Raw genomic sequence first — 13,188 nt, forward strand, 5'->3', positions numbered from 1 at the left:
TTGTTAATTAAAAACGAATTGAGGAGCCAGTTATTCATGTCAAACGATGAAGCTCTTAAGAAATACGATATTAAGAAATACAGGACTCCTGATGGGTACACGTCAGATATTTGTGTGTTTACGATTGTGTCTGAAAGCGATGGCGAGTATAAGCCGCCGCTGATGGATTTGAAGCTGATGCTGATTCAGCGTGCTGCGCTTGATGCTGAAGGGAATCCAAATATTGAGGCAAGCAAGTGGGCGGTTCCGGGCGGATTTGTTCAGGATGATGAGTCGGCTTTTGAGGCGGCTAAGCGGGAATTGGAAGAGGAGACGAGTGTTTCCGGTGTTCATGTGAAGCACTTTGGCGTGTATGATAAGCCGGGACGCGATCCGCGGGGCTGGATTATCTCGAATGCGCACTATGCGATTGTTCCTGAGCATTCGCTGTCCCTTAGAAAAGCTCAGGATGATGCTGCAGAGGTAGAGCTTTTCTCGATCAACGATGTTTTGAAGCTTGATCTTGCGTTTGATCACAGGGACATCATTGTAGATGCTATTAAAATGATTACGAATGACCTTTTGCAGACGACTGTGGCAAAGAATTTTCTTCCTGAATTCTTTACTTATTCGGAGCTGCAGGCGGTGCTGAAGACGGTAACAGATGATCCTGCCATTGCTAGTGATCAGTCTTTTTCAAGGAAAATTAAGACGCTGCCATTTATCAAGGAGGCAGAGGGAAAGACATCAAGGACGTCAAAAAAACCGACGCAGCTTTATACGTTTGTCGAGATGGATGTAGTCAAACCGATTTATACGGCACGTTATTAGATTTGATAATTAACAATTCATTAAGTGTTAAATACTATAGGGGAGTGGACATTGATGAAAAGAGCGTTAATTAACATTGACTATACGGTGGATTTTGTAGCGGATGATGGAGCCCTTACTTGCGGAAAGCCGGGGCAATCGATTGAGGATGAGATTGTACAGCTGACGGAGGCTTTTATTGATGCAGGAGATTATGTGGTTTTTGCGATCGATATGCATTACGAGAACGATAAGTTTCATCCTGAAAGTGCTTTGTTCCCGCCTCATAATATTGAAGGAACAGCCGGCCGCAGACTTTTTGGGAAGCTTGAAGATGTTTATGAGCAGAATAAAGAGAAAAATCATGTACAATGGATGGATAAAACAAGATACAGTGCGTTTGCGGGTACAGATCTTGAAATGAAGCTCCGCGCACGGGGCATTACAGAAATCCATCTTGTTGGGGTTTGTACGGATATTTGTGTGCTGCATACGGCAGTTGACGGTTTTAATAAAGGCTTTAAAATGGTTGTTCATGAAAAAGCAGTGGCAAGTTTTAATCCTGAAGGCCACGCATGGGCGCTTTCTCATTTTAAAAATAGCTTGAATGCACGGGTTGAATAGACAGATGGAGGTTCCTTTGATGAAATACACAGACGACAGTTTAATGCTTCATACGGATCTTTACCAAATTAATATGGCAGAAACGTACTGGGAAGATAACATGCACAACCGGAAAGCAGTGTTTGAAGTCTTTTTCAGAAAACTGCCGTTCAGCAATGGCTATGGGGTTTTCGCCGGTCTTGAACGCATTGTCGAGTACTTGCAGAGTTTTTCCTTTACAGAAAGTGATATTGAGTATTTAAGAGATGAATTAGGATATAGAGAAGATTATTTGGAGTATTTAAAAGAGGTTCGCTTTACTGGAAACGTGCGTTCAATGGTTGAAGGAGAACTTGTTTTTGCAAATGAACCGATCCTGCGCATCGAGGCGCCTCTGGCAGAAGCTCAGCTGATAGAAACTGCTTTGCTTAACATTGTGAACTATCAAACATTGATTGCGACGAAAGCGTCACGCATCAAGCATGTAGTAGGCAATCAGAGTGCGATGGAGTTCGGAACACGCAGAGCACATGAAATGGATGCGGCAATTTGGGGAACCAGAGCTGCTTACATCGGCGGGTTTGATGCTACATCAAACGTCCGCGCAGGCAAAATGTTCGGCATTCCTGTTGCAGGCACACATGCTCATGCATTGGTTCAGGCTTATCGTGATGAATATACTGCGTTTCATAAGTACGCGCGACGCCATAAAGATTGTGTTTTCCTTGTCGATACGTATGATACGTTAAAATCAGGGGTGCCGATAGCGATTAAAGTGGCAAAAGAACTTGGCGACAAGATTAACTTCAAAGGAATTCGCCTTGATAGCGGGGATCTTGCTTATCTGTCAAAGAAAGCAAGAAAGATGCTGGATGAAGCCGGATTTACTGAGACGCAGATTATTGCTTCGAACGATTTGGACGAAAATACGATTATCAACTTAAAATCACAGGGTGCGCAAATTGATTCATGGGGAATCGGTACGAAGCTGATTACTGCATATGATCAGGCTGCTCTTGGTGCTGTCTATAAATTAGTATCCATTGAAAATGAAAACGGGGAAATGAAGGATACGATTAAAATCAGCGGAAATCCTGAAAAAGTGACGACGCCGGGGATTAAAAAGGTATACCGCATCATTAATTCCGTCAATAAAAAATCAGAGGGCGATTATATTGCGCTTGAGGATGAAAATCCGCAGGCAGAGGAGCGTTTAAAAATGTTCCATCCGGTTCATACGTTCGTCAGCAAGTTTGTAACGAATTTTGAAGCGAAGGAACTGCACCGTGATATTTTTGTGGATGGAAAATTAGTTTATAACCTTCCTGAGCTCCAGGAGATCCAGGACTATGCGGCTCAAAATATGAATGTCCTATGGGATGAATATAAGCGGACGATGCACCCTGAAGAGTACCCGGTCGATTTAAGCGAGCGCTGCTGGGAGAACAAGATGCGAAATATCGAAGATGTGAAATCAAAGGTTAAAGACATGATCGAACAGGGAAACAACTAAAAGAGGGACGATGGGAGAGAAGTTCAAGTGGGGAAGATAGGGATTTATGGTTCGTCGTTTGATCCGATAACAAATGTTCATTTATGGACGGCAAGCACCGTTGCACATCGCTGCAGGCTGGATAAAATTATCTTTCTGCCTTGTTCAAACAAACGGAAAGATAAACTGATGAAGACATCTGATCTGCACCGCTGGAATATGCTTGAGCTTGCTCTTAAGGGGAATGATAAGTTTCTGGCAGATGATCATGAAATTAAGCAGGAAGCCTGGAATGTTTATACGTATTACACGCTGGAGCATTTTAAAAAGAAATACCCGAATGATGAAATTTATTTTATTATGGGTGCTGATCTGCTTGTTGATATCGCAGAGGGCAAGTGGAAATATGATCAGGAACTGATTTCAAGCAATAAGTTTATTGTGATGGCCAGAGAAGGCATCGATATGCTTCGGACGATTTCCCGGTCCCCAATTTTACGGAATCATGATGACGGCTCAACTTTTCACTTGATTGATAAAGGGCTTGCGATGGAAATCAGCTCTACATACATCCGCGACGAGTTTTCAAAAGGTGGGGAGCCGCGCTACCTTCTGCCTGATGCTTGTTATGAATACATTAAAAAACATTCTTTATATCAATAGGAGGAATTTTTGATGAGCTTGCAAGAGAAGATTATGAGTGATTTAAATGTTAAACCTGAAATTGATCCGAAGGCTGAGATAAGAGAACGCATTGAGTTCTTAAAAGACTATGTGAAAAAAACAGGTGCAAAAGGATTTGTTCTTGGCATCAGCGGCGGCCAGGATTCTACATTGGCAGGCCGTCTTGCACAGCTTGCTGTTGAAGAGTTGCGCAGTGAAGGCAAAAGCGATGCGAAGTTCATTGCGGTCCGCCTCCCTCACGGTGTTCAGCATGATGAAGATGATGCGCAGCTGGCGCTGAAATTCATCAAGCCGGATCGATCGATCACGTTTGATATTAAAACGACGGTTGATTCCTTTGAAAAGCAGTATGCAGATGCCGTTCAGGATGAGCTGAGCGATTTTAACAAAGGGAATGTGAAAGCAAGAACACGCATGATTACACAATATGCGATTGCAGGACAGGCTGGACTGCTTGTCATCGGCACAGATCATGCTGCAGAAGCTGTCACAGGGTTCTTTACGAAGTATGGGGACGGAGGAGCAGATCTGCTTCCTTTAGCTGGCCTGACTAAGCGCCAGGGCAGAAGCGTGCTGAAAGAGCTTGGAGCAGAAGAAAGATTATACTTGAAGGTTCCGACTGCTGACTTGCTTGACGATAAACCACAGCAGGCTGATGAGACCGAGCTGGGTATTACTTATGATGAGCTTGATGATTACTTAGAAGGAAAATCAGTGTCAGAAGAAGTCGCTTCTAAAGTGGAAAAGCGCTACTTAATGACTGAGCATAAACGCCAATTGCCTGCGAGCAAGTTTGATGGATGGTGGAAATAAATAAGGAAAGCAGCCGTCATTTTTGCGGCTGCTTTTTACATTTGTCTATGATTGAGGATTGTGGAAGCATAGCGTGCGTTAGATTCCACTTTCCTCCGCCGAACCCAAATTGGTGGAAACAAAGGGTGCGTTAGATTCCACTTTCCTCTGCCAAACCCAAATTGGTGGAAACAAAGCGTGAGTTAGATTCCACTTTCCTCCGCCAAACCCAAATTGGTGGAAACAAAGGGTGAGTTAGATTCCACTTTCCTCCGCCAAAACCAAATTGGTGGAAACAAAGGGTGAGTTAGATTCCACTTTTCTCTGCCAAACCCAAATTGGTGGAAACAAAGGGTGCGTTAGATTCCACTTTCCTCTGCCAAACTCAAATTGGTGGAAACAAAGGGTGCGTTAGATTCCACTTTCCTCTGCCAAAACCAAATTGGTAGAATCAAAGCGTCCGTTTGATTCCTCTTGAAATGTTTTTCGATTTCGGCTGTAAAATTCGAATGATCGGCTGCAAGTTTGCGGAATTTGGCTGATAAAGGGTTCCGGGACTCCACACTTTTTTATTTTTTCATTTTGTAGCTCACTGCCTGCAAAATAAATAGTTTTTCCTGTACACTCAGCATTCTCCAGCTGCCTGCCTTGATTTTCATGATTCTTCGTCCTCCTTTCAGCTTAGTATTTATTTTGTTTATCCTTAATTTTTCTTTGTTAGTACGTTTATACCGCGGAAAAATAAGATTAAAACCATCCAAATCTCTGCAATGTTCGGGTTGGACTTTGACTGGATTTGTAAAAAGAGCGGTTCAGACGACGTCATTCATCTGTATTGGACAAGCTTTTTATCATTGTCAATCGAATGCTGGAGAATATTTCATTAAAAAAAGACCTAAATTTCGAAGAAATTTAGGCCTTTTTTATGTTTGTTATAATTTGAACGAGCTTTTTAGAGAAACAATCCGGTTGTAAACAGCTTTTTCAGGTGTTGAATTCTTCGTATTCACGTTGAAATACCCGTGTCTGAAGAATTGGAATTTGTCCTGGCCTTTTACGTCCTTCATGTTTGGTTCTACAAAACCTTGAACGACTTCTAAGGATTGTTCATTTACGTAATCAAGGAATGTTTTTTCTTCTGCTTCCTCTTCGCTTTTCTCCGCTTCCAGGTCTGCGTCAAGAATAAGCGGCTGATAGAGACGGAATTCTGCAGGAACGGCATTTGCAGCATCAACCCAGTGAATGGTGCCTTTTACTTTGCGGCCTGTAAAGCCTGACCCGCTTTTCGTTTCAGGGTCGTATGTGCAGTGCAATTCAACGACATTTCCGTTTTCATCTTTGATGACTTCTTCACATTTAATGAAATAAGCATGCTTCAGGCGCACCTCGTTGCCAGGGAAGAGACGGAAATATTTTTTCGGAGGATCTTCCATGAAATCGTCCTGTTCGATGTAGATTTCTCTTCCGAACGGGATTTGGCGTGAGCCCATTTCAGGCACTTCAGGATTGATCTCTGCATCAAGCATTTCTGATTCGCCTTCAGGATAGTTCGTAATCACAACTTTAAGCGGCTTAAGGACACCCATTGTACGAGGAGCTTTCAGCTTAAGATCTTCTCTTGCGAAGTGCTCGAGCATGGCTTCGTCAACAGCTCCGTATCCTTTAGACACACCAGTTTCTCTTACAAAATTCCGGATGGCATCTGATGTGTATCCTTTTCTTCTAAGACCTGATACCGTTGGCATGCGCGGGTCATCCCAGCCGTCTACAAAGCCTTCGTCAACGAGCTGCTTCAGCTTGCGCTTGCTCATAACGGTGTTCGTGATATTTAAGCGGCCAAATTCAATTTGCTGAGGCTTGCTTTCCATTTCACATTCTTCGACAACCCAGTTGTATAAAGGACGATGATCCTCAAATTCTGTTGTACAGATGGAATGAGTCACGCCTTCAATCGCATCTTCTATCGGATGGGCGAAATCATACATCGGGTAAATGCACCAAGTATCTCCAGTATTATGATGAGTCGCGTGTGATACGCGGTAAATAACAGGATCGCGAAGATTCAGGTTTGGTGACGTCATGTCGATTTTAGCCCGCAGCACCTTGCTTCCTGTTTCAAATTCGCCTTTGCGCATTTTATCGAACAGCTCAAGGTTTTCTTCAGCGGAACGATTGCGGTACGGGCTTTCTTTTCCGGGCTGAGTCAATGTGCCGCGGTATTCGCGGATTTCATCAGCAGTCAGATCATCTACGTATGCTTTGCCTTTTTTGATTAAAAGTACAGCGCGGCTGTACATTTCCTCAAAGTAGTTTGATGCAAAATGAAGCTCATCCCAAACGTATCCGAGCCATTTCACATCTTCTTTAATGGAGTCTACATACTCCTGATCCTCTTTTAAAGGGTTCGTGTCATCAAAACGCAAATTGGTTCTGCCGCCAAAGTCATCGGCAAGTTCGAAGTTGATTAAGATTGATTTTGCATGGCCGATATGAAGGTATCCATTCGGCTCAGGCGGGAAGCGGGTGATGACCGTTGAATGCTTTCCGCTGTCCAAGTCCTCTTTAATGATGCTTTTGATAAAGTTTGACGAGTTATTTTCCAATATTTATCGTCCTTTCTTCTATGTAAACTTCATTATATCCATAAATCATCAGTTCATTTTACAATTATATGTTTCCCGAGCCATTTATTCAAATGAATTCAGCTGTTATTTCACCCGTGAACAAAAAGGACAAAAAGGAACTAAAGGTTTTTATGCTCTTTACTTGTATAAACTATATTTTTTCAGAATCCTCTGTAAAATTAAGAAAACGCTTACAAAAGGAGGATTTATATGTTTGGATTAAAAAAAGTATCTATGATCATTTGTGCAGGTGCTCTTGCATTAAGCTTAGGTGCTTGCAGCAGCGGTGAGAAAGCTGCTTCTGGCAGTACAGGCTATCCAACAAAGGCTTTAACGGTTGTCGCGCCATCAGGTGCCGGAGGGGGCTGGGATTTAACGGCGAGGTCATTCGTGAAGGTCTTGAGTGAAACCAAGCTTGTAGATCAGCCGCTCACAGTTGAAAACAAACCAGGAGGAGGCGGAGCAGTATTCATGGCCGAATATGCCACACAAGATGTTCAAAATAATGACCGGCTATTTGTCAATTCGCCTCCTGTTATTATCAATAACCTGAAAAAAGAAGGGAACAGTCCTTACGGGTACAAAAATACAACACCGCTTGCTCAATTGACGAAGGATTACGGGGCAATTGTAGTTAAAGAAGATTCAAAATACAAAGATCTTAAATCCTTATTGGATGACGTGAAAAAAGATCCGGGCAAGCTTACTTTTGCAGGAGGATCTGCACCAGGTTCGATGGACCACCTGATTTCGATTCTTCCTGCTTATGCAGATGGAGTGGATCCGACAAAGTTAAAATATGTTTCTTATGATGGGGGAGGCGAGGCCATTACAGCTCTTCTCGGGAACAATGCTGATGTAATCGGAACAGATGTATCAAGCGTAAAAGAATTCTTAAAGGCAGGCAAGGTAAGAGTTCTGGCAACAACAGCACCCGAACGGCTTCAAGGCGAGCTTAAAGATCTTCCAACTGCCGCGGAGCAGGGTATTGACGCAGAATTCACCATTTGGCGCGGTGTATTTGGTCCAGAGAAAATGTCTGATGAAGCCTATAAATACTGGGAGAAAACAATGAAAAAATTAGTCCAGTCAGAGGAATGGAAAAAGGAAGTCGAAACACAGGGATGGGAAATGGAATATAAGAATGGCGGGGACTTTAAAACGTTTTTAGGAGAGCAGGAAAAACAAGTGCAGACCCTGCTCGAGGCTGTTGGAATGGCGAAATGATACAAGCTTCTTCTTGCTTCAAGTTTTAAGAAAGAATAAAATTCCGCGTTTTTATGTCTAGCTGCAGCGCCTAGATCCTCGGTCTGAATAAGGCGCTTCCGCTTTTTTATTAGAAAGGATGATTCAAATGTCAATTAAGTTTGACAGAGCAGCAGCCGTTTTGTTTTTAACGGTCGGTGCGCTCTTTATGTACGGCAGTATGCAGATCGCAGAATCTTCATATGGAAGTGTTGTCGGGCCTAATATTTTTCCGTTCTTTCTCGGTGCGATCCTTTTTCTGCTAAGTCTGCGTTTATTTTATGAAACCCTTCATTATCAAAAGAAATACGGAAAAAAGGAACCTTTGCAGATCAAAGCATTCATGATTATTTTCGCTGCAGCCTTGCTTTATATTGCGCTGCTGGAAACAATCGGTTACGTCATCACGACATTTGTCTTCCTGTTCATATGTTTTCAAGCAATGGAACGGGGGCAATGGGTGAAATCAATCGTGATATCTGCTTGTTTTTCTGCGGGAATCTATTATTTATTTGTAGTTGTTCTTAAAGGAACCCTGCCGAGCTTTCCGGTATGGTTTTAAGGAAATGAAAGGAGGAAATGCACGATGGGAACTCTTGATTATCTGATGCAGGGCTTTCAGTCAGCCTTCATTTGGTATAACATCCTTTTTGCTTTTGCAGGGGTCCTGATAGGGACAGCGGTGGGCGTTCTGCCTGGAATCGGGCCGATGAGCGGCGTAGCCCTTTTAATACCGGTCACAGCTTCTATGACTGGGGGGCTGCCGCCGGAACAAGCGGCAACAAGCGCCATCATTCTGCTTGCAGGGGTTTATTACGGAGCCATGTACGGAGGCTCCACAACGTCTATTCTTTTAAATACACCTGGGGAATCATCCTCTGTTGTCACCACACTTGATGGCTATCAAATGGCAAAGAACGGCAGGGCGGGAAGTGCTCTTTCCATCGCTGCAATCGGATCCTTTTTTGCCGGAATTGTCACGCTTATTGCCCTTATCTTATTGGCAAAGCCTTTATCAAGCGTAGCCATTAAGTTTGGGCCGGCAGAATATTTTTCGCTGATGCTGCTTGGCATCGCAGCAGTCAGCGGTCTGGCAGGAAAATCGGTGACAAAGGCTCTCATCATGACGATCACAGGTTTATTGCTCGCAACGATTGGAGTGGATAATGTATCAGGAGTTGCCAGATTTACATTCGATTTCCCATGGCTTTATCAGGGCATTGAATTTTTAACGATAGCTGTTGGCTTATTTGCATTAGGCGAGGTTTTCAAGACGATCCTTGAAAAAGAAGAGGAAGATGCCGAAATTGCCAAAATCAATAACATTTTTCCTTCTAAAGATGAATTGAAGGAATCAGCAGGTCCGATTGCAAGAGGTTCATTTTTAGGGTTTTTCATCGGGATACTGCCGGGCGCCGGTGCTACATTGGCTTCATTTTTTTCGTATATCATGGAAAAGAAAATCAGCAAGAATCCATCGAAGTTCGGCAAGGGTGCGATTGCTGGTGTGGCTGCACCTGAATCTGCGAATAACGCTGCATCTGGCGGCGCGATGATTCCCTTATTAACGCTTGGTATTCCAGGATCTGGGACAACTGCGATTTTGATGGGTGCCCTGATGATGTACAACATTCAGCCGGGACCGCTTCTTTTTGAAGACCATCCTCAAGTTGCATGGGGCTTAATAGCAAGCATGTTTATTGGAAACGTTATGCTTCTCGCATTAAATATGCCGCTTGTTAAGGTGTTTGCGAAAATCATTCAAACACCGAAAAAGTACTTGATTCCCATTATTGTCGCCATTTCCATTTTTGGTGTATACGCGGTGCAGGTCTCAGTCTATGACTTACTCCTTCTCCTTGCATGCGGTGTTCTCGGCTACTTTTTGACAAAGAATGATTATCCGATTGCTCCTCTGGTGTTAGGCTTGGTTTTAGGTCCAATGATTGAAAACAATATGAGAAGGGCGCTTACTATTTCAAATGGAGACTACAGCATTTTCTTCTCGCGCCCTCTTTCCATATCCTTTTTGATTCTTACGGCGCTTTGGCTGCTGATTCCTGTTTTGATGAAAAAACGGGGAAAGGAAGTCATCATAAACGCAGAGGGCTAAAAAACTCCTTTTTAATAAGGAGTTTTTTTACTATGATTAAGCAGAGGTGAATGAATGCGATTACATACTAAGCTGATGATAGGGATTTGCCTGGTAGTGGTCCTGATGGCAGGGATATTTGAATTAACGTTTAAATCCATCATGGAGACCAATTTGAAAAAGGATAAAGGAATGCAGGCGCTGTCTGTTGCCGAGACGATCGCTTATATGCCTGAGATCGGGGAAGCCTTCTCTGCGGAAAATCCGTCTGAAATCATTCAGCCGGTCGCAGAGAAAATCCGCAAAGAGGTGGGGGCGGAATTTATCGTCGTAGGAAACCTTGATGAAATCAGGTATTCACATCCTGATGAGGATCGATTGGGCGAAAAAATGGTTGGCGGAGATAACGAAGATGTATTTAAAGGAAGAAACGTCATCTCTGAATCCATCGGAACCCTTGGGCCATCGCTTAGAGGAAAAGCACCCATATTCGATCTGAACAATCAAGTGATTGGAGTCGTTTCTGTTGGGTTTCTTCAGGAAGATATTGAAAAAGAGCTGACAAATCTTGAAAACAAAATCTTATTTTTTACGATCATCATTTTAATAGGCGGAATTATTTCGGCATTATTAATCTCTTTAAATATAAAAAAAGCCATATTCGGTCTTGAGCCGCGTGAGATTGCATGGATGTATCAGGAAAAGCATGCTATTTTAGAGTCCATTCATGAAGGAATCATTGCAATTGATACCGATGGGAAAATCACGGTTGTAAATGAAAATGCCCACAAAATCCTGCAGATTCCAAATGAGATTCTGTTAAGAGGAAAGCGGATTGAAGAGATTATTAAAGATACTCATCTGCTGCAGGTGGTTGATTCCGGTCAAGCTGAGTACGATCAGGAATTTATCATTCTTGAGGACGTTTTCGTTGTAAACCGCATTCCTATTTTTGATAAAAGAGGGGAAGTTATAGGCGCTGTAGCTAGCTTCCGGAATAAATCCGAGCTGTCACAGGTGCTGAAGGAACTGTCCCACGTAAAAGCATATGCGGAGGGTTTAAGAGCGCAGACGCATGAATATTCAAACAAGCTGTATACCCTACTTGGACTTATCCAATTGGGTTCTTACAAAGAGGCGATTGAGTTTATTTCAAAAGAAGTAAATGTCACACAGGGATTTATTGGCTTTATCATGAGGGAAATTCCCGATCCTATTCTCGCGGGATTTATTTTAGGGAAAATCAGTCTGGCAAGAGAATTAAAAATACAGTTTTCCATAGATGAAGGAAGCAGCTTTCAGGATGTTCCCGACTCGCTGAATCGTGATGCGTTAATCACCATTTTGGGCAATCTGCTGAATAATGCGTTTGACGCTGTCAGAGAAAAAGAAGATGGTGATAAAAAGGTATCGCTCTTTTTAACAGATCTGGGCAAAGAATTGATTATTGAAGTTGAAGACAATGGACCAGGTATTGAGGAGAAACATTTCGAGCGCATATTCCGGCAAGGTTTCTCTACAAAGAGCAGGGACAAAAATGCAGGCATCGGACTGAGTCTTGTGCAGCAGGCTTTAAAAAAAACGGGAGGAACGATCACGTTTTCATCGAAGAAAGAAGAAGGAACAGCATTTACTGTAGCCATTCCAAAAAGCAGGGGGTATGATCATGAATCAAGCCATTGAGGTGCTGATCATTGAAGATGATTTAAGGATTGCTGAGATTCAAAGAAGATTTCTTGAGCAGATTAAGGGATTTCAGACCATCGGAATTGCTGCTGATTATGCTGAAGCAAAAAGCTTGATTGATATTTTAAAACCTGATTTAATCCTGCTTGATGTGTATTTTCCGGATATGAACGGATGCGATTTATTGAAAGAAATCAAGCAGCTTGATAAGCAAACAGATGTCATTATGATAACAGCTGCCCGGGAAATTGAAACCGTTCAGGAAGCCATTACAATCGGAGTGTTTGATTTTATTATCAAGCCTGTTGTTTTTGAACGGTTCAAGCAGTCCTTAAAAAGATACGAAGACCACTACCGCAAGCTTGAAGCAATCAGATCGGAAAACAAAATGATGGGTCAGGAAGAAGTGGACAAGCTTCTGTATAAGCAGCAGGACATTTATGAAAAACCCATGCTTCCAAAGGGAATCGATAAACTGACGCTGATTAAAGTCATGGAAGTGCTGGATGCAGGAAAGGGATTAACAGCTGAAACCGTGGCAAAGCAAATCGGCGTGAGCCGGACAACTGCAAGGAGATACCTTGAACATCTCATCTCCGAGGAGAAGATTGCTGCTGATTTATCCTATGGAACAATTGGAAGACCTGAACGCGTTTATGTCCTAAAATAAGGTCATTTTAGACGTGAAGTTTTCAATATATTCTAATAGTAGGAAAGGATAATTTCTTTTCTAGTCATATTCGCCTATGTGTAAAAATAGTTTAATAGATAGTTGCCGGATTCATCCCCATATTTTAACATAACTATAAGATGCTTCTAAATCAGGAAGAAGGACGTGGAAAGAACTTGTTGGATACGATCGAAGACTTCTTTGAAGACTTGGAGAGAAAGAGAAAGCAGGCCGAATACAACCGGGATGCAGATGAACTCGAAGCGTACCTTGCTGCTATTAAGAATGCAATGGGTACGTTTGATGACGGCGTTTATCATTTTCATCATCTTCATCAGCAGTATGCAGATGAATGGACCGGCCAGACAAAATTAGCCTATGAAAGTATTAGAAATGACATTCGTGTCACTTATCATCATATATACGAAATGAAGGATGAGCTTTTTCAGGAACTCAGAAATGAAATCGGAAGGCTTAGAGAGCTGGCTGCTGGCCTCGCCTGATACAGCGC

Annotated in this window: 12 protein-coding genes; 11 read left to right on the plus strand and 1 reads right to left on the minus strand. The window is 42.7% G+C overall.

The features are described 5' to 3' along the window. The first annotated feature begins 36 nt into the window (after window positions 1-36). The 5 genes from AC3ISE_RS02435 to nadE are packed head-to-tail and all read left to right on the plus strand — an operon-like array spanning window position 37 to window position 4,381. Window positions 37-810 carry an NUDIX hydrolase gene (locus tag AC3ISE_RS02435; protein ID WP_489222907.1) on the plus strand — a complete coding sequence of 258 codons (774 nt, stop codon included), beginning with the start codon at window positions 37-39 and terminating at the stop codon, window positions 808-810. A gap of 54 nt (window positions 811-864) precedes the next feature. Next, the gene (locus tag AC3ISE_RS02440) at window positions 865-1,413 is read left to right on the plus strand and encodes a cysteine hydrolase family protein (protein WP_489222908.1); all 549 of its coding nucleotides are present in this window, start codon (window positions 865-867) and stop codon (window positions 1,411-1,413) included. A 19-nt stretch (window positions 1,414-1,432) separates the two neighbouring features. Next, entirely contained in the window at window positions 1,433-2,905 is a 1,473-nt protein-coding gene (locus AC3ISE_RS02445; RefSeq protein WP_489222909.1) for a nicotinate phosphoribosyltransferase, read from the plus strand. A gap of 27 nt (window positions 2,906-2,932) precedes the next feature. After that, window positions 2,933-3,547 (plus strand): nicotinate (nicotinamide) nucleotide adenylyltransferase, encoded by a 615-nt coding sequence (gene nadD / locus AC3ISE_RS02450; protein ID WP_133313267.1) that lies wholly within the window; start codon window positions 2,933-2,935, stop codon window positions 3,545-3,547. A gap of 12 nt (window positions 3,548-3,559) precedes the next feature. After that, on the plus strand, window positions 3,560-4,381 hold the full coding sequence (gene nadE, locus AC3ISE_RS02455; RefSeq protein WP_489222910.1) for an NAD(+) synthase: 822 nt from the start codon (window positions 3,560-3,562) through the stop codon (window positions 4,379-4,381). A gap of 911 nt (window positions 4,382-5,292) precedes the next feature. Here nadE and AC3ISE_RS02460 read toward each other — a convergent pair. Then, complete coding sequence (locus AC3ISE_RS02460; RefSeq protein ID WP_489222911.1) at window positions 5,293-6,963, minus strand: glutamine--tRNA ligase/YqeY domain fusion protein; 1,671 nt, start codon at window positions 6,961-6,963, stop codon at window positions 5,293-5,295. Window positions 6,964-7,194: 231 nt separating this feature from the next. On the opposite strand from AC3ISE_RS02460, the gene AC3ISE_RS02465 reads away from it, so the two are divergent. The 6 genes from AC3ISE_RS02465 (at window position 7,195) to AC3ISE_RS02490 (ending at window position 13,180) form a co-directional block, all read left to right on the plus strand. Next, window positions 7,195-8,211 (plus strand): Bug family tripartite tricarboxylate transporter substrate binding protein, encoded by a 1,017-nt coding sequence (locus AC3ISE_RS02465; RefSeq protein WP_489222912.1) that lies wholly within the window; start codon window positions 7,195-7,197, stop codon window positions 8,209-8,211. A gap of 127 nt (window positions 8,212-8,338) precedes the next feature. Continuing rightward, window positions 8,339-8,791, plus strand: coding sequence for a tripartite tricarboxylate transporter TctB family protein (locus AC3ISE_RS02470; protein WP_489222913.1), 453 nt, complete (start codon window positions 8,339-8,341; stop codon window positions 8,789-8,791). A gap of 24 nt (window positions 8,792-8,815) precedes the next feature. Continuing rightward, complete coding sequence (locus AC3ISE_RS02475) at window positions 8,816-10,342, plus strand: tripartite tricarboxylate transporter permease (RefSeq protein WP_489222914.1); 1,527 nt, start codon at window positions 8,816-8,818, stop codon at window positions 10,340-10,342. 54 nt (window positions 10,343-10,396) lie between these two features. Further along, the gene (locus AC3ISE_RS02480; RefSeq protein ID WP_489222915.1) at window positions 10,397-12,004 is read left to right on the plus strand and encodes an ATP-binding protein; all 1,608 of its coding nucleotides are present in this window, start codon (window positions 10,397-10,399) and stop codon (window positions 12,002-12,004) included. Continuing rightward, window positions 11,988-12,677: a response regulator gene (locus tag AC3ISE_RS02485; RefSeq protein ID WP_489222916.1), complete on the plus strand. Its 690-nt coding sequence runs from the start codon at window positions 11,988-11,990 to the stop codon at window positions 12,675-12,677. The genes AC3ISE_RS02480 and AC3ISE_RS02485 overlap by 17 nt, the downstream gene beginning before the upstream one ends. A gap of 176 nt (window positions 12,678-12,853) precedes the next feature. Continuing rightward, entirely contained in the window at window positions 12,854-13,180 is a 327-nt protein-coding gene (locus AC3ISE_RS02490; RefSeq protein ID WP_489222917.1) for a hypothetical protein, read from the plus strand. Window positions 13,181-13,188: the final 8 nt, after the last annotated feature.

This window comes from Metabacillus sp. KH_069, assembly GCF_057838075.1.

Coding starts and splice junctions, on each gene's coding strand:
- AC3ISE_RS02435 (WP_489222907.1), top strand. CDS start 37: ATGTCAAACGATGAAGCTCTTAAGAAATACGATATTAAGAAATACAGG.
- AC3ISE_RS02440 (WP_489222908.1), top strand. CDS start 865: ATGAAAAGAGCGTTAATTAACATTGACTATACGGTGGATTTTGTAGCG.
- AC3ISE_RS02445 (WP_489222909.1), top strand. CDS start 1,433: ATGAAATACACAGACGACAGTTTAATGCTTCATACGGATCTTTACCAA.
- nadE (WP_489222910.1), top strand. CDS start 3,560: ATGAGCTTGCAAGAGAAGATTATGAGTGATTTAAATGTTAAACCTGAA.
- AC3ISE_RS02465 (WP_489222912.1), top strand. CDS start 7,195: ATGTTTGGATTAAAAAAAGTATCTATGATCATTTGTGCAGGTGCTCTT.
- AC3ISE_RS02470 (WP_489222913.1), top strand. CDS start 8,339: ATGTCAATTAAGTTTGACAGAGCAGCAGCCGTTTTGTTTTTAACGGTC.
- AC3ISE_RS02475 (WP_489222914.1), top strand. CDS start 8,816: ATGGGAACTCTTGATTATCTGATGCAGGGCTTTCAGTCAGCCTTCATT.
- AC3ISE_RS02480 (WP_489222915.1), top strand. CDS start 10,397: ATGCGATTACATACTAAGCTGATGATAGGGATTTGCCTGGTAGTGGTC.
- AC3ISE_RS02485 (WP_489222916.1), top strand. CDS start 11,988: ATGAATCAAGCCATTGAGGTGCTGATCATTGAAGATGATTTAAGGATT.